General features: G+C 30.1%; 19 protein-coding genes. 15 read left to right on the top strand and 4 right to left on the bottom strand.

Features of this window, described 5'->3' with window-relative positions; all coding sequences use genetic code 11:
- Position 1 precedes the first annotated feature (1 nt).
- The 10 genes from ACXAG4_RS05430 (at position 2) to ACXAG4_RS05475 (ending at position 11839) form a co-directional block, all read left to right on the top strand.
- Complete coding sequence (locus tag ACXAG4_RS05430; RefSeq protein ID WP_475295054.1) at positions 2-1336, top strand: phenylacetate--CoA ligase family protein; 1335 nt, start codon at positions 2-4, stop codon at positions 1334-1336.
- Positions 1337-1347: 11 nt separating this feature from the next.
- Positions 1348-2511 (top strand): CapA family protein, encoded by a 1164-nt coding sequence (locus ACXAG4_RS05435; protein ID WP_475295055.1) that lies wholly within the window; start codon positions 1348-1350, stop codon positions 2509-2511.
- Positions 2508-3581, top strand: coding sequence for a glycosyltransferase family 4 protein (locus tag ACXAG4_RS05440; protein WP_475295056.1), 1074 nt, complete (start codon positions 2508-2510; stop codon positions 3579-3581). Before ACXAG4_RS05435 ends, ACXAG4_RS05440 begins: the two co-directional genes overlap by 4 nt.
- Positions 3578-4996: an O-antigen polysaccharide polymerase Wzy gene (wzy, locus tag ACXAG4_RS05445; RefSeq protein WP_475295057.1), complete on the top strand. Its 1419-nt coding sequence runs from the start codon at positions 3578-3580 to the stop codon at positions 4994-4996. Before ACXAG4_RS05440 ends, wzy begins: the two co-directional genes overlap by 4 nt.
- Positions 4984-6210: an O-antigen ligase family protein gene (locus ACXAG4_RS05450; RefSeq protein ID WP_475295058.1), complete on the top strand. Its 1227-nt coding sequence runs from the start codon at positions 4984-4986 to the stop codon at positions 6208-6210. Before wzy ends, ACXAG4_RS05450 begins: the two co-directional genes overlap by 13 nt.
- Complete coding sequence (locus ACXAG4_RS05455; RefSeq protein WP_475295059.1) at positions 6200-7276, top strand: glycosyltransferase family 4 protein; 1077 nt, start codon at positions 6200-6202, stop codon at positions 7274-7276. The genes ACXAG4_RS05450 and ACXAG4_RS05455 overlap by 11 nt, the downstream gene beginning before the upstream one ends.
- Positions 7277-7504: 228 nt before the next feature.
- Positions 7505-8665, top strand: coding sequence for a glycosyltransferase family 4 protein (locus tag ACXAG4_RS05460; RefSeq protein ID WP_475295060.1), 1161 nt, complete (start codon positions 7505-7507; stop codon positions 8663-8665).
- A gap of 3 nt (positions 8666-8668) precedes the next feature.
- Positions 8669-9634 (top strand): NAD-dependent epimerase/dehydratase family protein, encoded by a 966-nt coding sequence (locus ACXAG4_RS05465; RefSeq protein WP_475295061.1) that lies wholly within the window; start codon positions 8669-8671, stop codon positions 9632-9634.
- Between the two features lie 65 nt (positions 9635-9699).
- Entirely contained in the window at positions 9700-11055 is a 1356-nt protein-coding gene (locus ACXAG4_RS05470; protein ID WP_475295062.1) for an undecaprenyl-phosphate glucose phosphotransferase, read from the top strand.
- 1 nt (position 11056) lies between these two features.
- On the top strand, positions 11057-11839 hold the full coding sequence (locus tag ACXAG4_RS05475; RefSeq protein ID WP_475295063.1) for a glycosyltransferase family 2 protein: 783 nt from the start codon (positions 11057-11059) through the stop codon (positions 11837-11839).
- Here ACXAG4_RS05475 and ACXAG4_RS05480 read toward each other — a convergent pair.
- Positions 11820-13130: a phenylacetate--CoA ligase family protein gene (locus tag ACXAG4_RS05480; RefSeq protein ID WP_475295064.1), complete on the bottom strand. Its 1311-nt coding sequence runs from the start codon at positions 13128-13130 to the stop codon at positions 11820-11822. The two genes, ACXAG4_RS05475 and ACXAG4_RS05480, sit on opposite strands and share 20 nt — an antisense overlap.
- 84 nt (positions 13131-13214) lie before the next feature.
- On the opposite strand from ACXAG4_RS05480, the gene purD reads away from it, so the two are divergent.
- Positions 13215-14489 carry a phosphoribosylamine--glycine ligase gene (gene purD, locus ACXAG4_RS05485; protein ID WP_475295065.1) on the top strand — a complete coding sequence of 425 codons (1275 nt, stop codon included), beginning with the start codon at positions 13215-13217 and terminating at the stop codon, positions 14487-14489.
- Here purD and ACXAG4_RS05490 read toward each other — a convergent pair.
- On the bottom strand, positions 14484-14711 hold the full coding sequence (locus ACXAG4_RS05490) for a DUF6341 family protein (RefSeq protein ID WP_475295066.1): 228 nt from the start codon (positions 14709-14711) through the stop codon (positions 14484-14486). The two genes, purD and ACXAG4_RS05490, sit on opposite strands and share 6 nt — an antisense overlap.
- 71 nt (positions 14712-14782) lie before the next feature.
- Between ACXAG4_RS05490 and ACXAG4_RS05495 the strand changes: the two genes are divergently transcribed.
- Entirely contained in the window at positions 14783-15724 is a 942-nt protein-coding gene (locus ACXAG4_RS05495; RefSeq protein WP_475295067.1) for a DUF6427 family protein, read from the top strand.
- On the opposite strand, the gene upp is transcribed toward ACXAG4_RS05495, so the two are convergent.
- The gene (upp, locus tag ACXAG4_RS05500; RefSeq protein WP_475295068.1) at positions 15695-16354 is read right to left on the bottom strand and encodes a uracil phosphoribosyltransferase; all 660 of its coding nucleotides are present in this window, start codon (positions 16352-16354) and stop codon (positions 15695-15697) included. The genes ACXAG4_RS05495 and upp overlap by 30 nt on opposite strands.
- Before the next feature lie 69 nt (positions 16355-16423).
- On the opposite strand from upp, the gene ACXAG4_RS05505 reads away from it, so the two are divergent.
- The 3 genes from ACXAG4_RS05505 to ACXAG4_RS05515 are packed head-to-tail and all read left to right on the top strand — an operon-like array spanning position 16424 to position 18690.
- Positions 16424-17029, top strand: a complete 606-nt coding sequence (locus ACXAG4_RS05505) for a DUF4254 domain-containing protein (protein ID WP_475295069.1) — start codon at positions 16424-16426, stop codon at positions 17027-17029.
- A 41-nt stretch (positions 17030-17070) separates the two neighbouring features.
- Positions 17071-18087 (top strand): glycosyltransferase family 9 protein, encoded by a 1017-nt coding sequence (locus tag ACXAG4_RS05510; protein ID WP_475295070.1) that lies wholly within the window; start codon positions 17071-17073, stop codon positions 18085-18087.
- A gap of 6 nt (positions 18088-18093) precedes the next feature.
- Positions 18094-18690: a transglycosylase domain-containing protein gene (locus ACXAG4_RS05515; RefSeq protein WP_475295071.1), complete on the top strand. Its 597-nt coding sequence runs from the start codon at positions 18094-18096 to the stop codon at positions 18688-18690.
- Here the strand turns inward: ACXAG4_RS05515 and ACXAG4_RS05520 are convergent.
- A complete protein-coding gene (locus tag ACXAG4_RS05520) occupies positions 18687-22013 on the bottom strand; it encodes a VCBS repeat-containing protein (RefSeq protein ID WP_475295072.1) in 3327 nt (1108 codons plus the stop codon). The genes ACXAG4_RS05515 and ACXAG4_RS05520 overlap by 4 nt on opposite strands.
- Between the last annotated feature and the right edge of the window lie 109 nt (positions 22014-22122).

The following is a 22122-nucleotide window of genomic DNA, read 5'->3' on the forward strand; positions in this document are numbered from 1 at the left end:
AATGAAAAATTTTATAGCAAGGCTGTATTATTTATTAATAGTAGCTTTTAGATTACCATATTCTAGATTCTTTCAAAAAAAAATTGTGAAAAAGTTACATGAAGATTGGTTTGCAAATAAGGAAAACTATTTGGATTTTCAAAAAAAGAATTTTCAAAAAATAAAAAAGAGAGCTTATAAAGTTTCTTATTACAAAAATAAATTAAAGCTAGGTGAATTATTATTAGATTCAGAGATTGAAGATTTCCCTATTATTGATAAATCTGTTATAAGAAACAATAAATTAAGTTCAAGTAATCCATTATTACCTCATAATAAAATGAATACAGGAGGAAGTACAGGGTCTCCCCTTTATTTCTATACATCACCTAAAGTAAGAGAGTTAGAGTTTGCTCATCAATTATTTTTTTATGAAAGAATAGGTTATAAAAGAGGCGATTTAATCTATACGATTGACGGAACGAGACTTAATAAAGAAAAATTAGACAAGAATTGCTTTTGGAACGTTTATAAATTTAAAAATTTCCCATATGGCTTAATTCATTTTACAACAACCGTTCTGGATAAATCCACAGCAAAATATTATATTGATAAAATATTAGATGATAAGCCTGCATTTATAAGAGGTTATCCATCGGGAGTAAGCCTTTTGGCATCTTATATCTTGCAGGAAAATTTAGAAAGTAGTTTTACTTTTATCAAGGGAATAATGCTAACATCTGAAAATATAACAAAAGAACAAATTGAAACCTGTTCTTTAGCTTTTAACTGTTCTATTTTCCCTCAATATGGAATGACAGAAGCTTCTGTTTTTGCGTTTACTGAACCTAATAGTTTAAAATACTATTGCTCTCCATTTTATGGTATAACAGAGGTTTTAAAAGAAGATGGAAACCATTGTGAAATTGGAGAGACAGGAGAGCTAGTAGTTACAGGTTTTGGAAATAGTTATCAACCGTTTATCCGTTATAAAACAGGTGATATTGCAGAATATGGAGGTGTTTATAGAGGATTTGTTGTTTTAAACGAGTTATTTGGCAGAAGGCAAGATTACATTGTGGATATTGATGGGAAACGAATAATGTTAGTTGGCTTGATATTTGGTGCTCATTTAAAAAGTTTTGAAGCCATTATAAGTTGGCAAATTAAACAAGACGTTAAAGGCGAGGTAAACATAACAATAAATCCAAATAATAAATGGAATTTGGAATTGGAAGAGGAAATAAATAAAACGATTAGTTGTGATAAAAAAATCACCGTTAATGTTATTTATGGTGATAGGTTTGAGCTAACCAAGTCGGGTAAAAGACCATTTGTAATTCAAAATGTAAAATAGTATTTTGGCTTATGGGTAACGAATTCAGCATTTTCGCTTGTGGAGACATTGTAAATAGTAAAGGAAGAAAATACATTGTTGACAGCAAACTCGAAAAATTAATAAAACAAACAGATATTGCTATTTGTAATTTTGAAGCCCCATTGGCAGATGATTTTAGTTACGGAATTGATAAAGTAGGGGAGAAACTATATCAGACAAGGGAGAGCTTAGAGGCAATTAAATCAGCAGGGATTAATGTCCTATCATTAGCAAATAATCATATTTATGATTATGGAGATCATGGTCTAGAACAAACAATCAAACTTATTGATCAAAACAAATTGACATATGTAGGGGCCGGAATGAGTTTCATAGATGCCTATGAAATTAAGGTTTTAGATGCCAATGGTTTTAAAATAGGTTTGATTTCGGCATGTGAAGCCGAATTTGGCTGTTTAATGGAAGAAGAGGATCGAGGGGGGTATGCTTGGATAAATCATCATATTATTGAGGATAATATTCGGAAATTGAAAAAAAAGGTTGATTTTATTATTTTCAATTGCCATTCTGGAGTAGAAGATGTTGATATCCCTTTGCCTGAATGGAGGGAAAAATATAAAAGATTTTGTGATTTGGGAGTTGATGTTGTTTTGGGGCATCATCCACACGTGCCCCAGGGCTATGAAAATCATAATAAATCACTCATTTTTTATAGTTTAGGAAACTTTTATTTTGATTGGAATGAGCAAAATACAAAGCGAAGTGAGAGTTTTAGTGTTTTATTGGATATTACTAAGGATGGAATTAAGGAGTTTAGATTAATTTATCATAAAATAATAAACGATCAAACAACTGTGGTTGATCCGACAGATGTGGGGTTTTCGATAGAAAATCTTAATATGCTATTGGACAAAAATACTTATTTTCATGAAGTGGATAAGGTAGTGTCTATGTTATATAATGAAAGATATATACCGTTTTACTTGTATGCACTTTCTTCTTTTCCATTAAAGGGAAGCTTAAAAGAAAAATTAAAGTTTTTTATAATCAATTTGTTTTTACGGAAACGATTTAACAGCAAAAAAAAATTAATGCTTCTTCATAATATAAGAATAGAATCTCATCGTTTTGTTGTACAAAGAGCTTTATCAAAATTATTTGAGAAAAAAATTAAAAAGGACAAAAAGAAATGAAGCTTATAATACTACAAACCGTAACACCGGATTATAGAAGTCCCTTTTTCTCTTATTTAAAAAATAGATTCAAAGAAAATTTTATTCTTTTTGGCGGAGAATATTATTTTCAAACATCTATTAGAAGTGACCAAGGAATAAAGTTTAGAACTCCGGTTAAAAATTTATATTTTTTTGGTAGAAGGTTTTTATTCCAAACCGGAATGTGGGCTTCCGCTTTAAGTAAGAACATTGTCGTTTTAGAGTTGAATCCTCGAATTGTTTCAAATTGGCTCATTTTATATATTAGATTTTTTTCTAAAAGAAAGACAATATTGTGGGGTCATGCGTGGCCTAGAGGAGGGGTTAATAGTAAAAGTGATATGCTTAGGAACTTGATGAGGAGTTTAGCAGATGAAGTTATTGTTTATACCTTAAGCCAAGCAAAAGAACTTAAGCAGAAAATGCCTAAGAAGGAAGTTAAAGCTGCTCCCAATGCTGTTTTTTTAAAAGGAGAAATGAAAGTAGGAGATAATAAAAGTTTAATTAAAAACATTATATATGTCGGTAGGTTGGCTAAAGACAAAAAAGTACTTTTGTTAGTTAAAGCTTTTGGTATGGCTATAGGTAGAATTCCGGAGGAATCTAATTTAATAGTTGTAGGGGATGGAGAAGACAATGCAGTCATTAAAGATTATATTAAAGAGAATAAACTTGAAAATAGAATAAAATTATTAGGTCATATATCTGATGCTGAAAAGTTAAAACAACTTTATAATAATGCCCTAATGAGTGTTTCTCCAGGGTATATAGGCTTATCTGTGACTCAAAGTTTTAGTTTTGGTGTTCCAATGATAGTTTCTAAGGATGAGAATCACTCTCCAGAGATTGAAGCAGTTATTGAAGGGGAAAACGCTGTTTTTTTTACAACTGATAACACAAAGTCTTTAGAGGAGAAAATAGTCAAAGCTTATGAGGAAAAAGAAAGTTGGATTGGAAAAAGAGAAAAAATTTGCGATTTTTGTAAAAAGAATTATTCAATAGAATCGATGGCAGAAAATTTTATCAAGACTTTAACAAAATATGAATGAAACTTAATACGATCTTAATTTTTTTATATTTATCAATAAGTTTTCCTTTATTCTTATTTTTCAAGGCGGATTTTGATCTATGGATTTCGTTTTTTCTTAATTATACAATTATAACCGTTATTACATACTACCATTTAAAAATAGAGAAAACATTCTCTCCTTTTATATCCTGCTATATTGTTTTTACATTCCTTTTTTTTCTTGTTGCTCCGATAATTCAAATTGCTTCTTTCAAAAATTCAGAATCTCTTTTTCCTAATAATTATCCTTTTGTAAAGGGAGATGTTATTTTTGCTAATTTTTTGATATTACTTTTTAATATTTTCTTTTTCTTATCGTATGTACTTTTCAAAAAGATAAAGAGTAGCGTTTCAGAGGTTAAAAAAAAATCGCCTTTACAACCTTTTATAATATTGTGTTTATTTACCCTGAGCCTAATATTGATTGTTGTAAACTTCGATTTTATAGTCAGTGAAATTAACAGGGCTAATTGGATGGATTCCGGTTTGTCGGTACCCAGTTTGTTAATTAAAAAGAAAACACTTTTTTTTATTCCTTTGGGGGCGGTAGTGGTTACTTATAGTTACTTGAAATCAAAAAACAAAATTGATTCAAATAAGATAATAATAGGTATAGCTCTACTTTTTTTGCTAATTTTTCTTTTAATTCTTAAAAACCCTCTAATTGAAAAGCGGAATGCATTAGGGCCTATTTATATTTCTTTAATCTACCTTTTTTTTCCGAAAATCATTAATAGGAATTCAAAAATGTTTCTTTTTATGTTTCTTTCCCTTGTGGTGTTTTTTCCTTTAATTTCTATATTAACGCATATTAATGTCTCAATTGATGAGATTGTTAAAAAGCCCAAACTTTTATTTGTTCACTTCAATAATGAAGGACTATTTAGTGTTTTTAATAGTTTACATTATGATGCCTATGCTAATATATTAGCTACGATAGATTATGTACAGCTTAAAGGATATTCTTTCGGTTATCAGTTACTAAGTGCGTTTTTGTTCTTTGTTCCAAGAAGTTTATGGACTTCGAAACCGTTATCTACAGGGCTGTTAGTGGGTAATCATCTTATTGACGAGCACGGTTTCGTATATAATAATTTATCCAATCCATTAGTTTCTGAGGGGTATATTAATTTTGGCCTTTTTGGTGTTGTAATAATGGCTATAGCTCTTTCGTTTTTTATTATTAAATTTTCGAAATGGTTGAGGCTATCAGAAGATCCTTTGAAAAAATTTATTGCTTTTTATTTTGCTGTACACCTCATATTTCTATTGAGAGGAGATTTTACTAATGGGTTTGCATATTTTATAGGCCCATTAATTGGAGTTGTTATTTTACCGAAATTAATATCCAGAGTGTTTAATTTTTGTTTTCTAAAAAGAAGATGGAAAAGCTAAAAATAAAAGTTATAAATATAGGGCTTTTTTTGATGTTTATATTGGTGTTATTCCCGTCAAATATAAAGCCTTTGGTAATCATATCATTTTCTTTAATTATTGTACTGTCAAATATTAAAAATTCTGAAGCCAAATTCAACAAAGAATATTTCTTCCTAAACGCTATACTATTTGTCTTAATTTCAATAAGTATTTCATACTCCGAGGACCTGAAAGATGCCTTAAGAAAGGTAGAGACGATGTTTTCTTTATTTTTATTTCCTCTACTTTTTTCTTTTTTCTCTGAGTCGGGATTGACTTTAATGTTTTCTAAGAAAATTGAAACCTATTTATTTTCATTTATTTTATCTGTAATAGTTATAAATATTGGCTTCTTTTTGTTTTTTTGGCTAGGTGAATTTACATTTAGCGACACCTTAAGGCATTATACATATTTAATAGATAATAAGTTAGGGGATTATAACATTCATCCAATCTATATGTCTATGCATATATGTGTAGCTATAATGTTTTGCGTATTTCTTATAACTACTAGGAGTTCTAGAAAAATCATTGTTCCTTCGGTTTTAATGGTACTACTTTTAGCTCCTTTCCTTTTACTTTTAAGTAAAAAAGGGCCCATTATATCTTTAGCACTAATATTAACTGGTTATGTTTTACTTAAAACTAAGTTGAAAAATAAACTTTTATTTGTTTTTTCAATAATTATCTTTTTTTCTATTCTTTTTAATAATCAAACAAGTCGAAATCATTTTTTTGAAATTTTAAGTGTAAAAGATATTAGAGAGGGAGAAGCTACCTCGTCAAATATGAGATATACAATTTACAAATGTGGATTAAATATCTTTAAAAAAGAACCATTTCTTGGTTATGGAATTGGAGATGCAAATAATGAATTAAAGGAAAAATATAAAGAAGTATCACCTATCTTATTTGAAAGTAAGTATAATTCTCATAACCAATATTTGAGTTTTTTATTGCAAATAGGTTTAATAGGTTTAATTGTGGTTTTGGGATCGTATTTTATACTTTTTAAAAAAGGGCTAAAAAGTCGTAATTATTTATTCTTAATGATTTTTTGTTTTTATTTAATCGAGATGCTTACTGAAAACATTCTTGAAAGGCAAGATGGTGTTATTTTTTATTCTTTCTTTGTTGGTTTGTTACAGGTATATAAAAAAAATACTAGGGATAAAGATTACTATGAAGGATAAAATTTTGATGATCGGTCCATTTGGGAAGCCAATAACTGGAGTTTCAGTTTGCAATGATTTGATTCTAAGGAAATTTAGAGAAAATGGATATAGAGTAGATCATTTGAATACATCTTTAAATAGGTTTGATGAAAATGTAGGAGAGTTGTCAATTAAAAAGGTATTGTATTTTTTAAGGTTTTATTTTTTATTTTTTAAAGTCTTCAATAATAAAATTATTTACATTACTCCTGGACATACTTTTTTAGGGATAATAAAATACTCATCATTTATATTAATAGGGGATTTATTAAGAAAAAAAATAATTTTACATGTTCATAGTAACACATTGGTAAATGAGTATAATAAAAGTAATAAGCTGAAAAGAATGATAATGAAATTTATCATCTCCAAAGCTTCAGTTGGTATAGTACTTTCACAATCCTTAATAAGAAACTTAGCACCTTTTTTAGCTAAAGATAAAATAAAGGTACTCTTCAATTTTGTTGAAAAGGAATTTTTTCTGTCAGAAGAAGAAGTTTCGTTTAAGAAATATGATAAAATAAAACTAGTTTATTTAAGTAATTTAATGACTCAAAAAGGAGTTTTCTATTTGTTGGATGCATTGCAATTAATGACAGAAAGGCAGATCCCCTATGAAGCAAGATTGGCCGGAAATATAGATAAAACCATTGAGGGAAAAGTATTATCTCAAATAAATATGAGTGAAATCAAATACGAGGGAGTGCTTAAAGGAGAAGCTAAAAAAGAGTTATTGAGATGGGGGAATATTTTTGTTTTTCCTTCGTTTTTAACTGAAGGATTACCATTATCAATTTTAGAAAACATGGCCTGTGGTAATGTGATTTTTACCACAAAACATGCATCATTAGAAGATATTCTGGATCAAACAGGATTAGTTTATATTGAAAAGAAGTCTGCTGAAGATATCTTCTTAAAAATAACTACTTTTTTTGAGGATAAAGAATATCTAAAAAAATCAGCTTTAAAAAACTATCGATTTATTAAGTCAGTAGGTGGAGAAGATGTCTTTTTTCAAAATTTGCTAAAGAATTTTGATAATTAAAGTGTGAAAATTTTGAAATTTTCTTGTTTCGCTATTAGAAAAGCAAAAAATCATTAAGTATTTATAATGATAGGATTTATTTGCGATGAGTAATCTCACTTGTATTCTTTCAAAAACAAGAAAGATATACTATGGTAATTGGTCAAAAATCTTAACTTTGTATTGGATATACAATTAATAATAAAAGTGTTTCCTAATTTATTTTAAACAATAGAAAAGTTAAATAGATTGAAAAAAAATGTTTTAATATTGTCTCCCTTTTTTTTTCCTGAACCCATTTCTACGGGGAGGTTTAATACAGACATTGCGATTGCACTGAGAGATAAAGGGTATAATGTTACTGTTTTGTGCTCGCATCCATTGTACCCTAAATGGGTTCCTGAGAAGAGTGATGAAGAAATACCGGGAATAAAGATTATAAGAGGAGGAAAGAATATACGGTATTCTAAAAAAACATTTTTGAGAAGATTAATTTTAGAATTGTGGTATGCTTTTTATGTTTTTAGAAATATTTTTACACTTAGAAAAAGCATAGATATTATAATACCTGTATTTCCACCTAGTTTAGCTTTTTATGTGATGTCGAATTTTCTAAAGAAGAAAACTAAAAAGGTAGGTATGGTACACGATCTTCAAGAAGTGTACTCCAACAAAAAAAAGGGGATAGTTAGTAAGATAGTTAGTTTATTAATAAATAGGATTGAAGGTACTACTTTTAGAAAATGCCATAAGTTAATATTCCTGTCAGAAGAAATGAAATCGACCGCTCAGGAGTTATATAATCTGGAAAATAAGGAACTTTTGGTGCAGTATCCTTTTGTGACCATTGAAGATACCGCTAAAACAGACGATTTAGAAGCAGTTCTACCAAAAGATAGAATCCATATTGTTTATTCTGGAGCTTTAGGGGAAAAACAAAATCCAAAAGGGGTTTATGATTTTTTTGAGTATGCCTCCCAAAGGATAACAAACTCTGAATTTCATTTTTTTTCTCAAGGTTTAGTATTTGAAGAGTTAAAAAAAGAAAATAATAATACTGCTATAAGGTTTCACGATTTAGTTCCTAGGGAGAATATTGAGGAATTATATGCGAAAAGTACTGTTCAAATTATACCACAACAATCAGGGACGTCCAAAGGTTCATTGCCTTCAAAGCTTCCAAATTTATTGGTATCGGGTTGTAAAATTCTTTTTGTGACAGATGTAGGTAGTGAGATGGAATCATTGTTTAATACTTATGAATTGGAAAAAATAGTTACTTCTTGGGAAAATGAAGAATTGCTTACTGGTGTTAAGGAATTATTGAATAATAAACAACAAAGAATGAATCAAATTGAACTAGCAAAAAAAATGTTTAGTATTGAATCTATGATTGAGAAAATAGTTTAAGAAATGGATGGAAATTATTTATTATTTGGGGGTAGTGGTTTTATAGGCTATCATACAGCTAATTTTATAACTGAAACAAAACGTTCGAACGCAATTATATTTGATATTAAAAAACCTAGATCAGAATCATATATGTTTGAAAATGTTGATGTTAGGTGTGATATAAATATCGATTATCAAGCGAGTAAAGAAGACGTCATTTTTAATTTAGCTGCTGTACATAGAACACCAGGTCACTTTTCTAACGAATATTTCGAGACCAATATTTTGGGGGCAGAGAATATTTGTAACTACGCAAGAAAATTTAACATAAATACCATTGTTTTTACTAGCTCAATAGCTACTTACGGCACTTATGAGAAGCAAAAGAATGAGAAAACGATTGCTACTCCAAATATCCCTTATGGGATTTCTAAATTAAATGCAGAATACATTCACAAACTTTGGCAAAAAGAAGATCCGGAGAATAGAAGGCTAATAATTTTGAGACCAGGTGTTGTTTTTGGGCAGTATGAAAATGGAAATTTCACCAGACTTATTAATGCAATTAGTCGTAGACGATTTTTTTATCCAGGAAGAAAGGATACAAAAAAAGCCTGTATATATGTTAAGGATATGGTGGAGTTAATGATTCAAATGTTAGAAAATGAAAGTGCAGGTGTAAACACTTATAATTTAACTTATGAGCCTTCGCCAAGAGTTGAAACTATTTGTGATTTTATTAGTGAGCAAGGTAAATTAACAAAACCAAATCTTGTTATTAGTCCCAGAATTTTGTTGTTGGTTGCAAAATTTGCCTTTGGTATCTTTAAAATAAGGGGCTTACATCCGGATAGAGTTAAAAAGTTAATGATCTCTAATAATATAAGTGGTGAAAAGGTAAATAAAAAATACAAGGTAAGTTATGGATTGGAGCATGGTATTAAAGATTGGATGGAAACAACCAAATTTCGAAAGGAAATTTTTTAATTTTTAAATATTTTTATGAAATAAAATATAAATAATATCTATTAAAAGTTAATAAATAAGTTTAGTTGAACAAATTTAAAAAGGGTAGATTTGCAGGTTTAATAAAACCCATATCATATTTCATTGATTTAATTATAATCAATGCGGTAGTTTATTTATTTCAAGTAAATCTTATTAACACTTATCCTTTCCATATTTATATAACACTTTTATGGTTCGTATTATCTTTTTATAATAAATTTTATGAAGTATATAGGAATACTAGAATAATTCAAGTCATTACGCTTTTAATAAAGCAAATAATTCTTTTTGCTGTTATTTTATATGCATTCATTGGGTTTTTTAAACAACCTCATTTAAGTAGACTTAATCTAGGTAATTATTTAATAACAGTTTTTGGATTAATAACTTTTTTCAAATTTTTATTATTCTTTTTACTTAATAAATATAGAAGTGCCTTTGGTGGTAATCTTAGAAAGATAGTTGTAATTGGTGATAACGAAAAAACTAGACAATTAATAAACACATTTAAAAATCGTTTAGATTTTGGATATAAATTTAAAGCACAGTTTAATGTAAAAGAAACTAATTTCTCACTTCAAGACTGTTTTAATTTTGTTATTGAAAACGATATTCATGAAATATATTTTTCGGTTGCTGAACTATCAAACAAACAAATAAATCAACTCATTGATTTTGCAGATAACAACCTAAGAGAGTTAAAATTCATACCAGATAATAAAGATATTTTTTCTAAAAAGCTGAAGTATGAATATTACGATTATATTCCTGTTTTATCTCTAAGAAGCATTCCTCTAGAAGAACCAGTAAACAAATTTGCAAAACGCTTTTTTGATATTGTTTTTGCATCAGCGGTAATTGTGTTTATTTTATCATGGTTAACACCCATTTTGGCCATTATTATAAGGCTAGAATCTAAAGGCCCCATATTTTTTAAACAAACCCGAAACGGATTTAACTATAAAGAATTCGATTGCTACAAGTTTAGGTCAATGACTCCTAACAAAGATGCAAACTCACAACAAGCCACTAAAGGCGATTTAAGAATAACAAAAGTTGGGGCCTTTATAAGAAAAACCAGTATAGATGAGCTGCCACAATTCTTTAATGTATTGTTTGGCGACATGTCTGTTGTTGGCCCAAGACCACACATGGTAAGCCACACAAACAAATATGCCCGTAGTGTAGATAAATTCATGGTAAGGCATTTTGTAAAACCAGGTATTACTGGTTTGGCACAAACTAGTGGCTACAGAGGCGAAATTGAAACAGATAAAGATATTATTAACAGAGTTAAATACGATATTTTTTACGTTGAAAACTGGTCTATTTTATTAGATTTGAAAGTAATTATACAAACGTTTTTAAATGCGTTAAAAGGCGAAGAAAAAGCATATTAACATGAGTGCTTTTAAAGTTTCTGTAATAACTCCAACTTACAACTCACAGGCGTTTATTGAGCAAGCTATTACAAGTGTTTTAAAGCAAACCTATACTAATTGGGAACTTATTTTAGTTGATGATGCTTCAACAGATAAAACGGTTGAAACTATTAATCAGTTTCTTAAAACTAATCCTCAGATTTATTTACTTCAGAATTTAAAAAATAGGGGAGCGGCTATTTCCAGAAATAAAGGCATAGAAGCCGCTAAAGGCGATTTTATAGCTTTTTTAGATGCTGATGATGTTTGGCTACCCAACAAGCTTGAAAAACAAGTTGAATTTATGCGAAAAAACAATTGCGATGTCTGTTTTTCAAGTTACAATTTAATGAACGAAGTTGGAAAACCGCTAAACAAACAAATAAAAGCGCTACCAAGTGTTAGCTACCAAAAGCTTTTAAAAAGCAACTATATTGGCAATTTAACAGGTGTTTATAAGGTTAAAACTTTAGGAAAAATAACGTCTAAAAACTTACGTAAACGTCAAGATTGGTTATTGTGGTTGGCAGCTGTAAAAAAAAGTGGTAAACCAGCTTTAGGTATTCAAGAACCTTTGGCGGTTTACAGAGTTAGAGAAACTTCTATTTCATCAAATAAACTAAACTTGGTAAAATATAATTATTGGGTTTATAAAAAAGGCTTGGAGTTTTCAGTAGTAAAATCGGTGTATTATTTAATAGTCTTTTTATTTGAACACTTTTTTGTAAAGTCTAAACAAAAAATCACTTTACCAAAGAAGTAAACTGCTTTAATTTACCCGCTTTAGTTCTTTTTAGGGTTTCTTTTTGTTCAAAAATAATTTTTAAACCAGATTCTAAATATTTTTCTATGGCATCATTAATAGCCTTTATTTTACTTTGAGAAAGCTTTTCTGTGCTAGAATAAATAATTTTGAAGGTATCTATTTTTAGTTGCTCAATTACAAACTCTTTTACATTGTTATTATCTTCAATAACAGTTTTGGTAACGTAATAAAAAGTTAAGCCAGCAGCTTTTTTTCCGCTAGGCAAAATGGCAAAATCATTAGTTCTTCCTAATACATTTTTAAGAATAGGTTTTTTTAAAGTGCTTTTTTCTGATAGAACGCCATAATCACCAAGTTCATAACGAATAAATGGGTGTGCCTTATTGTAAAGAGCCGTTACAACTATTTTGCCTTTTTTTCCGTAAGGTAATGGCTTGTTATTTTCATCTAAAATTTCAACAAATACATCTTCATTGTTCACAACCCATTCACCTTGTTTATTGTTAAAAGCAATCAAACCTAATTCGGCGCAGCCATATTCGTTTACCACCGGAATTCCTAATTGTGTTTCTAACAGGTTTTTATCGCTTTCAAAAAGCATTTCGGCAGTTACAATACAAACATTTAAAGATGGACAAGCGTTTTTTAAAATAATATCTTTTTTCTGAAGAAATTTAGCAAACTGTACAATAGCACTGGTGTAGCCGTTTATGTAGTTGAATTTTGTATTGCTGAATTTTTTTAGAACTGTTTCTAGAGCTTCATCACTCATATCAAATACCGAAAACCGAAATCTGTTCCCTAAAAAATCTTTAAAGCGCTCTTTATAATACCCCGTTTTGTTAAGTGGAATACCATAAAACCTAGCTTGTTTTGAGGTGTTTAAATTAATATTGAACCAGCCATATCTATCCATAAAATTAGCCCAAGTAAGGGCATGACAAAATTTGTCTTTGGCAAAAATAAGTGGTGTACCCGATGAACCCGAAGTTTTGTTTATATATACATTTTTAGCATTAAAAGCCTGTGAAAGTCTGTTTTTTAAAGGCTGTTGTAAATCTCTTTTAGTAGTAACAGGTACAGAATTCCAATCATTAATATCTATATTTTTTCCGAATTCTTGGTAAAAAGCATTGTGTTTTAAGTGATAAGAAATTATTTCTCTTTTTTTACTTTCAACATGTTCAAAATACTTTTTTTCATCAATATTTTGAATATCAATGAGGTGTTCTTTAGCTTTTTCCAAAGGAAAGCCTTTAAGTTTTAAAGAAACATCAAATAAATTCACAAGCTTATAAATATTTGTAAAGTAAATAAAAAATATTCGTGTTTTAGAGGCATTAATTCTATTTTTGCGCAAACTTAATTAACTATGAATATTCTAATTTTAGGTTCAGGCGGAAGAGAACATACTTTTGCTTGGAAAATAGCTCAAAGTCCGTTATGTAAAAATTTATATGTTGCCCCAGGAAACTCTGGTACAGCACAAGTTGCCACCAATATAAATATTGGTGTTACAGATTTTGAAGCCATTAAAAACCTAGCCTTAGATAAACAAATAAACATGGTTGTTGTAGGGCCAGAAGATCCTTTGGTACAAGGTGTACATGATTTTTTCTTGAATGATAGCACTTTAAAACACATACCAGTTATTGGTCCGCAAAAAGTAGCAGCAGAGCTTGAAGGTAGTAAAGAGTTTGCCAAAGAGTTTATGATGCGTCATAATATTCCAACAGCAGCTTATGAGAGTTTCACAAAAGAAACCGTTGAAAAAGGTTATGCTTTTTTAGAAACATTAAAACCACCATACGTGCTAAAAGCTGATGGTTTAGCTGCTGGTAAAGGTGTTGTTATTTTAAATGATTTGGAAGAAGCTAAGGCCGAATTAAAAAGCATGCTAGTTGATGCCAAATTTGGTAATGCAAGTACCAAAGTGGTTATTGAAGAGTTTTTAGATGGTATTGAATTAAGCTGCTTTGTTTTAACCGATGGCGAACATTATAAAATTTTGCCTACGGCGAAAGATTATAAGCGCATTGGCGAAGGAGACACAGGTTTAAACACAGGTGGCATGGGAGCCGTTTCTCCAGTGCCATTTGCTACTGATGAGTTTTTAAATAAAATTGAAGAACGCATAGTAAAACCAACTATTGAAGGCTTTAAAAAAGATAAATTACCATACGTAGGTTTTGTGTTTATTGGACTAATTAAGGTTGAAAATGACGACCCAAAAGTTATTGAGTACAATGTGCGTATGGGCGACCCCGAAACCGAAGTGGTTTTCCCTAGAATGAAAAATGACTTGGTTGAAGTACTACAAGCTATGGCTAGCGGTACTTTAAATACTGTTGATATTAAAATTGATGAGCGTGCAGCTACAACCATTATGGTAGTTTCTGGTGGGTATCCTGAAGCTTATGAAAAAGGAAAAGAAATAACAGGTATTGATACTATTGAGGATTCTATACCATTTCACGCTGGCGCGCAATTAAAAGACGATAAAATTGTAACCTCGGGCGGTAGAGTAATTTCTATTACATCTTATGGTAAAACATACCAAGAGGCCATAAAAAAATCTTACCAAAGTATAGATAAACTAAACTTTGATAAGATGTATTTTAGAAAGGATATTGGTTTCGACTTATAAAAATGAGTGCGAAGAAATACTTTTATCCTCTTCGTTATTATCATTAAATATTTTAAGTTGTTTAATCCAGTAAACAATGGCTACCATACAAATAATCATAAAAATCCATGATATTGTATTGGCTGCCCACCAGTTTTCTAGTTCTAATTCTTTTAAAGCATCAAAAGGCACAAAAAGAACGTCAACAAATAAATCTCTAATAGCGTAAAAGAAATCTTTCATGAGTGTGTTTTAAAGTTTTCTAACCGTTTTATAGTTAGTATATTTACAAAGCAAAAATACAAAAACAGTTAATGATTACAAGTATTTTTAGTAAATCTAAATCAATAAATTTCTTTATTGTTTTTTTTGTAACGCTTTTAGCCTTTTTTTCTGCTAGGTTTGGTGTTGCAAACACACCCATTTCAACATGGTATATTTTTAAGCAATTGGGTTTGTTATTGGTTATATTTTTATCAATTTTTATGCTAAGTTTTATAGTTGGTAAAAACAGTTTAACCAAGCTTAGTAATTATGATATATTACTTTTTAGTTTGTTTTTACTACTTATTCCAAACACAACTTTAAACGTAAATATTGTATTTTCTAATTTTTTTGTTCTTTTATCGCTTAGACGTATTATGAGTTTACGCTCAGAAAAAAATGAAAAACAAAAACTTTTTGATGCCGCTGTTTGGATAGCCATAGCCTCATTATTTTATTTTTGGGCCATAATATTTTTTGTGCTTATTTTGGCAACACTTGCATTATACGCAAACAAAAATATTAGGCATTGGGTAATACCTTTTGTAGCTGTTTCTACAGTTTTTACGGTAGCTGTTGGCGCATCAATAGTTTTGTATAATTCTTTTTTTAGTGTAGTAAATATTAATTGGCAAGTTAGTTATAATTTTAACCCTTACAACGCGGCACATTTTATAATTGCAATAACCGTTTTATTGTCGTTTGGTTTGTGGTCTTCGTTATTTTATTTACAAAATATTAAAAAGAAAAAGAAAGCACACAGAGCGTTGTTTAAGGTGATTATAATAGCTTATGTTATAGCCTTTTTAATTGTGTTTTTAGCGCCCAACAAAACGGGTAGCGAGTTTTTATTTATGTTTGCGCCGCTAACTATAATTATTACCAATTACTTAGAAACCGTTAAAGAAAAATGGTTTAAAGAGTTGTTTTTGGGCATTTTAATTGTGGTGCCTTTGGTGTTATTAGCGTTGCAGTTTTTCGCCAAAAGCTAAATCGCCAGCATCACCCAAACCCGGTATAATATAGCCTTTATCATTCAATGTATCATCAACCGTGGCAATCCATAAATGCGCGTTATCATCAAAATTATCATTTACAAAATCAACCCCTATTTTAGATCCAATTACACTTACTAAGTGAATTTGCTCTGGGGTTCCAAAAGGTTTCAAGGCTTCAAAAGTTGCAACCATAGATTGCCCTGTGGCCAGCATAGGGTCTGCCAAAATAAGCGTTTTACCTTCTAAATTAGGACAAGCCAAATATTCTACTACAATTTCAAAACTTTCAGGATTTTCTTTATGATGCCTATAGGCAGAAATAAAAGCATTTTCAGCATCATCAAAATAATTTAATAAACCGTTATGTAACGGTACTCCGGCTCTTAAAATTGAACAAACAACAACATTATTGGTAGTTAAATTAACAGTGCTTTTGCCTAAAGGCGTTTCAACAATTTTAGGCTTGTAGTTAAAAGTTTTGCTTAATTCATAACCTAAAATTTCACCAATACGTTCAATATTTCTTCTAAAACGCATGCGGTCATTTTGTATGTTTTTATCTCTAATTTCTGCAATAAAAGTGTTTAATATAGAGTTTTCTTTTGAAATGTTATGAAGCTGCATAAACCCGTGTATTGTTTAGTAAGTAAAGTTATTAAATTAAAGTATATTTGCGCATTAAATTAATACATTATGTTTACAGATAAAGCCAATAAAATTTTTCAAGAAGTTATTGAAGAATATCATAAAATTGATACCGTAGATCAGCCATTTAAAAACAAGTATAGTAAAGATAATTTACTAGAGCATTTATTGTACAGAAAATGTTGGATTGATACAGTACAATGGCATTATGAAGATATAATTAGAGACCCACAAATAGACCCTGTTGCTGCATTAAAATTGAAAAGACAAATTGATGCATCAAACCAAGATAGAACAGATATGGTGGAGTATATTGATAGTTATTTTTTAGAAAAATATAGCCATGTAACACCAAAAGATAATGCAACAATAAATACTGAAAGTCCTGCTTGGGGTGTAGATAGGTTGTCTATTTTAGCTTTGAAAATTTATCATATGAATGAAGAAGCAACACGCACCAATGCTACAGAAGAACATAGAGCAGCTTGCCAAAAAAAGTTAGACGTTTTGCTTGAACAACGTATAGATTTGTCAACGGCTATAGATACGCTTTTAAGCGATATTGAAAAGGGCGATAAGTACATGAAGGTGTATAAACAAATGAAAATGTATAATGATGATGAGTTAAACCCTGTTTTACGCTCTCAAAAATAGAGTTGTTACACTAAATGTTATTCAGCATTTCATAAACTAAAATGCCAAATCCTAAACACATATTAGTTATTCGTCTTTCAGCTATGGGCGATGTTGCTATGACAGTGCCGGTTTTAAGAGCATTAACCCAAACATATCCCGAGCTTAAAATTACTGTTTTAACTCGGGGTTTTTTTACACCTTTTTTTAGAGATTTAAAACAGGTTGAAGTACTTTCGGCTGATTTGAAGAATAGGCATAAGGGCATTCTAGGGCTTTATAAACTTTCAAAAGAAATTAAAGCCCTTAAAATTGATGCTGTGGCCGATTTGCATAATGTTTTACGCAGTAACATTCTGAAATTTTTTTTAATAGGAAAACCATTTAAGCAAATTAATAAAGGTCGCCCCGAAAAAAAGGCATTAACTACTGGTAAAGTTTTTCAACCCTTAAAAACAACACACCAGCGATATACCGATGTGTTTGAAACTTTAGGTTTTACAATAGACTTAAGTAATCCTAATTTTCCTGAAAAACCCATTTTAAACAAAAACTGCAAAGCACTTTTAGGCGCTTTTAAACAAAAACAAATAGGTGTTGCGCCATTTGCAGCACATGAAGGTAAAATGTATCCTTTAACCTTAATGGAAGAAGTTATAAAAGCGCTGGCAAAAGATTATAAAGTGTATTTGTTTGGTGGTGGAAAAAAAGAGATTGATGCTTTAAATACCATGGAAAATGGTTTAGATAACATTGTAAATTTGGCTGGTAAATTAACCCTAAATGAAGAGTTAGATGTTATTTCAAATTTAGATGTTATGCTTTCAATGGATTCTGGAAACGCGCACATTGCTGCTATGTTGGGTGTTAAAGTGGTAACAATTTGGGGTGTAACCCATCCGTATGCAGGTTTTGCACCGTTTAACCAACCAGAGGATTATGCGTTAATCCCTGATAGAAATAAATACCCTAAAATACCAACATCAATTTACGGTAATAAATTTCCTGAGGGTTATGAAAAGGCAGCAGCTACCATAACGCCTAGTGCAGTTGTAAACACACTTAAAAGTATATTATAATTTACTATGAAACATTTAAAAAAACTATTTAAAGGTATTTGTTATGCTATTGTAATTGCTATTTTGGGCGCAGTAATATCTTATTTTTACTTAAAAAGTACTTGGGAAGATGTATTAAAAGAAGAAGAATTAAATACACTTATTACAGAAATTATTAATGCTGAAGATTTGCCTAATACGTTTTATAAATTATACGAAGAAGAATACCCAAATACTTTAACAACAAGTTTAAACAAACAAATAGTTAAGAGTTACTTTTCTACTGAAGGCTTTATAAAAAGTCCAAGTATTCTAGCTTCAATTGTATCAAAATATAGCCGGAAAGATAATGATACTACCAAAATTTCAAATAAAAAAGCCTATGTTTTAGCTTGGAAGCTAGAAGAAGAAACCACGCAAAAGCAATGTTTAAACTGGGCATTGAAAAACTTTCAGTTTACCAAAGAATTCAAAGGTATAAAGGATATTGAAGACTATTATTTTGCAAAAGATATCACAGAATTTACAAATAATGATTTTAAATTATTAATAACACTTATAAAAAAGCCAAGTTTAGTAAGGTTAACACCTAGAGAGCATTACATAAAAAAAGCCAAACCTTAGTTTAGTTTAAAGACGCTATGATTGCTGTTATTATTTACAATAAATAATAATGAGTTGTTTAATAAAACAGCGTTTCTAACATCACCATCAACAAATAAACCACTGGTTTTAATGTTTAAAGGAGCTAAGTTTCCTTGGCCATCGTTTATTAAAATATTACCTGTTCCAGCATCGGCTCTGGTTGTTTCAACTTCAGATTGATAATTATTTCCAGCTAGTAAGATATCAATACTTTTATCTTTATTAAAATCATGCAAAATGATACTATTAATGGGTGATGTTTGTATCAAATTTTCAAAGGGTTCAAAAGAAAATCCGTTAGTACCATTATTAATAAATATACCCGATCTAAATTCTGTAGCTTCATAATTTAAGGCGCTATTTAAACGCTTGCCTAAAATACCCTCAAGATTTCTGCTTGCAAAGTCATTGTAATTAGGAATTTTTTTAGCTAAATGTGGTAATTGCTGCGTCATGCATGTCTTCCCTCTTACTGGTACCTCTTGCCCATTGTACTCTTTAGCAAGTATTACATCTTCGGTACCATTAAAATCAAAATCTGTTGCATAAATTTTAAAAGGTTTTTCTTTTGAAGCATGAAACTTATAGTTTAAACCTAAATTACCAGCAATTATATCTTTAAGGCCGTCACCATTAATGTCAGTAACTACTATTTTATTCCACCAACCAACATGTTTGGCTAATAATGAATAGTTTTCACTTTTAGTTAAAATGTTGTTTTTATTTAAAAATACTTCAATACCCATCCACTCACCGGTTACAATTAAATCTAGGGTGTTATCATTATTTATGTCTTCCCAAACAGCACTAGTTACCATACCAATTCTTTTAAGCTGAGGTGCAACATTATTAGTTTCAATAGTGAATTTACCATTGTTATTAATAAGAATGGTGCTTGTTGGTGGGTTTGGGTATTTACCAGGAATAACTCTGCCTCCAACAAATAAATCGGTATCACCATCATTATCAAAATCGGCAGCAGTAACCACGCTTCCAGATATGTTAAAACTTGGAAGTGCATTTACATCTCTTTTAAAATTGCCATTGCCGTTGTTGATATACAACCTGTCTTGTAACAAGCTTGGTGTTCTAAAAAATTCATAACTACCACTAACTACATAAAGGTCTAAATCACCATCATTGTCGGCATCAAAAAAACAGGCATTTTGGTCTTCAAAAGTTTTATCAACATTAAAAGCACTCGAAATTTCTTTAAAAGTTCCCGCTTTTGTACTCAGTAAAATTTTGGCTGATTGATTTTTTCCACCGCCGATAAAAACATCTTCTAAACCATCATTATTTATATCGCCTTTACAAAGTGCAGGCCCTGTTTGTGATAATTTATGAGGAAGTAATACTTGCAAATCAAAATCGTTAAAATATGGGTCGGTGTGTTTATATTTGGTATCTACTTTTGTAAGCAAAGGTGTTTTTTCATTGTTTGAATTATTGGGTGTTTTAGCGTTTTGATAGGAAATGATGTTTAGACTATTTAATTTAATGTTTTTTAGGGTTTGTTCTTTTCCGTCTAACCATTTTACAATTATTTTTTCAATACTTTTTTCTTTTGAAATACCAAAGTGAAGCGTGTTTGAAACAGATGATAAAAAGCCTTTAGTATTTACCAATTGTCTTGTTTGTATTTTACCATCTTTTTGATGTATACTTACTGTAGCGCCTAAGCCGTACGTGTTGGTTTTTGGGCCCTTTAAATTAAATTTTAAAAAGTTTCCGCTATTTAATTCTATGGCATTATTTTGTAATATGGTTGCTTCATCATTTATGTTGTTTACCACAATGTCTAAATCTCCATCATTGTCTAAATCTGTATATACAGCGCCGTTTGAAAAGGTAGATAAAGAGTCTGCCCATTTAAACGAGGTGTCTTCAAAGGTTAAATTACCGTTGTTTTTATAAAAATAGTTGTTTAATTTTTGTTGCGGAAGCATTTTGGTATAACGTAAAAAATCTTCTTTTGTAGGTTTTCTGTTGTTGGCTCTTAATTCTTTCATGGTATTTCCTAAAGCGTCTCTATCCATAACATCTCTAAAAACACCGTTTGTTACATAAACGTCATTGTAGCCGTCTAAATCAAAATCTGCAGAGAGTATAGACCAACTCCAGTCAGTATCAGCAATACCAGCCATTTTAGCTATTTCAGAAAAAGTACCATTAGCGTTGTTTAATTGCAACATGTTATGCATGTATTGGTAATGGTAGTTGTTGGCAACCATTTCTTCAAAAGTGCTAATAGATGTCATGGCCATAGTGGTTTTAGATCTTACATAATCTTGCGGATTCATATCTAAAGTCATAATATCTAATAAGCCATCGTTATTTATATCGGCAATATCACTACCCATACTGTTAAAAGACATGTGTTTTACAACGTTGTTGCGCGCTTCTGTAAATGTGCCATTTTTATTGTTTATGTAAACTAAGTCTGGAAAATTGAAATCGTTACATATATAAATATCTAAAAAGCCATCGTTGTTAATGTCACCAACTTGAGGGTTTAAGCCAAAGCCAATATCGAATAATAGGCCTGCTTTTTCTGAGACATCAGTATAATGGCCTGTGCCATCATTTTCATAGAGCCTATCTGAACCCTTAAGTAACTTTGTTTTGGGGTCTGCAAGTACTTTTTGTAAGTCTAATATTTGGGTTTTACCAGTAATATCGGGTGTATTTGAAACATAAACGTCAAGGTCATTATCATTGTCATAATCAAAAAATGTAGCTTGTATTGTTCTGTTAGCATCGTTTAACCCAAGTTCTTCAGCTCTTTCAGTAAAGGTTAAGTTACCGTTGTTTATGTAAAGTAAATTTTCAAATTTATTATTATCATCTTCATAACCGCCTCTAGCAATATAAATATCAAGAAAACCATCATTATTAACATCGGCCACAGAAACACCAGTATTAAATCCTTCGGTTTTAATAATACCTGCTTTAGTGGTAATATCTTCAAATGCCAAATCACCTTTGTTTAAGTATAATTTGTTTTCATTACTGTTAGAAATGAAAAATAAATCTTGTAACCCATCATTATTAAAATCTGCAGCAGCAACACCGCCACCTATGTACAAGTAGTTGTATTGGTAGTAATTGTGATTTAAAGTTTCAGTTAGTTTGTTTACAAATGTTATACCTGTTTGTTTAGATGTTAAAGTTGAAAATAGTTTTTTGTTTGTTGTACTTGCTTTTAATGGTTCTTTATTTTCCTTACAAGTAGTAAGTAATAAAATAAATAATAGTACGGTTAATGAAGATTTAAAAGCTTTATTTTTAATTGTAAACATGATGAAGTATTAAGTTAGAGCTTAATAACGAATATACTTTTTTTAATGCTGAAAACGAAGTGAATATTGTTTAAAAAGAATAAAAAAAGCGATAAGTTTCACCTACCGC

It is taken from the genome of Seonamhaeicola sp. ABD4_175 (assembly GCF_056160885.1).

What these genes read in the sequence shown, in the direction of transcription:
- ACXAG4_RS05450 (WP_475295058.1), top strand. Translation starts at nt 4,984, where the DNA reads ATGGAAAAGCTAAAAATAAAAGTTATAAATATAGGGCTTTTTTTGATG.
- ACXAG4_RS05440 (WP_475295056.1), top strand. Translation starts at nt 2,508, where the DNA reads ATGAAGCTTATAATACTACAAACCGTAACACCGGATTATAGAAGTCCC.
- ACXAG4_RS05505 (WP_475295069.1), top strand. Translation starts at nt 16,424, where the DNA reads ATGTTTACAGATAAAGCCAATAAAATTTTTCAAGAAGTTATTGAAGAA.
- ACXAG4_RS05435 (WP_475295055.1), top strand. Translation starts at nt 1,348, where the DNA reads ATGGGTAACGAATTCAGCATTTTCGCTTGTGGAGACATTGTAAATAGT.
- ACXAG4_RS05510 (WP_475295070.1), top strand. Translation starts at nt 17,071, where the DNA reads ATGCCAAATCCTAAACACATATTAGTTATTCGTCTTTCAGCTATGGGC.
- ACXAG4_RS05520 (WP_475295072.1), bottom strand. Translation starts at nt 22,013, where the DNA reads ATGTTTACAATTAAAAATAAAGCTTTTAAATCTTCATTAACCGTACTA.
- ACXAG4_RS05495 (WP_475295067.1), top strand. Translation starts at nt 14,783, where the DNA reads ATGATTACAAGTATTTTTAGTAAATCTAAATCAATAAATTTCTTTATT.
- ACXAG4_RS05515 (WP_475295071.1), top strand. Translation starts at nt 18,094, where the DNA reads ATGAAACATTTAAAAAAACTATTTAAAGGTATTTGTTATGCTATTGTA.
- ACXAG4_RS05465 (WP_475295061.1), top strand. Translation starts at nt 8,669, where the DNA reads ATGGATGGAAATTATTTATTATTTGGGGGTAGTGGTTTTATAGGCTAT.
- ACXAG4_RS05430 (WP_475295054.1), top strand. Translation starts at nt 2, where the DNA reads ATGAAAAATTTTATAGCAAGGCTGTATTATTTATTAATAGTAGCTTTT.
- purD (WP_475295065.1), top strand. Translation starts at nt 13,215, where the DNA reads ATGAATATTCTAATTTTAGGTTCAGGCGGAAGAGAACATACTTTTGCT.
- ACXAG4_RS05455 (WP_475295059.1), top strand. Translation starts at nt 6,200, where the DNA reads ATGAAGGATAAAATTTTGATGATCGGTCCATTTGGGAAGCCAATAACT.
- ACXAG4_RS05475 (WP_475295063.1), top strand. Translation starts at nt 11,057, where the DNA reads ATGAGTGCTTTTAAAGTTTCTGTAATAACTCCAACTTACAACTCACAG.
- ACXAG4_RS05490 (WP_475295066.1), bottom strand. Translation starts at nt 14,711, where the DNA reads ATGAAAGATTTCTTTTACGCTATTAGAGATTTATTTGTTGACGTTCTT.
- upp (WP_475295068.1), bottom strand. Translation starts at nt 16,354, where the DNA reads ATGCAGCTTCATAACATTTCAAAAGAAAACTCTATATTAAACACTTTT.
- wzy (WP_475295057.1), top strand. Translation starts at nt 3,578, where the DNA reads ATGAAACTTAATACGATCTTAATTTTTTTATATTTATCAATAAGTTTT.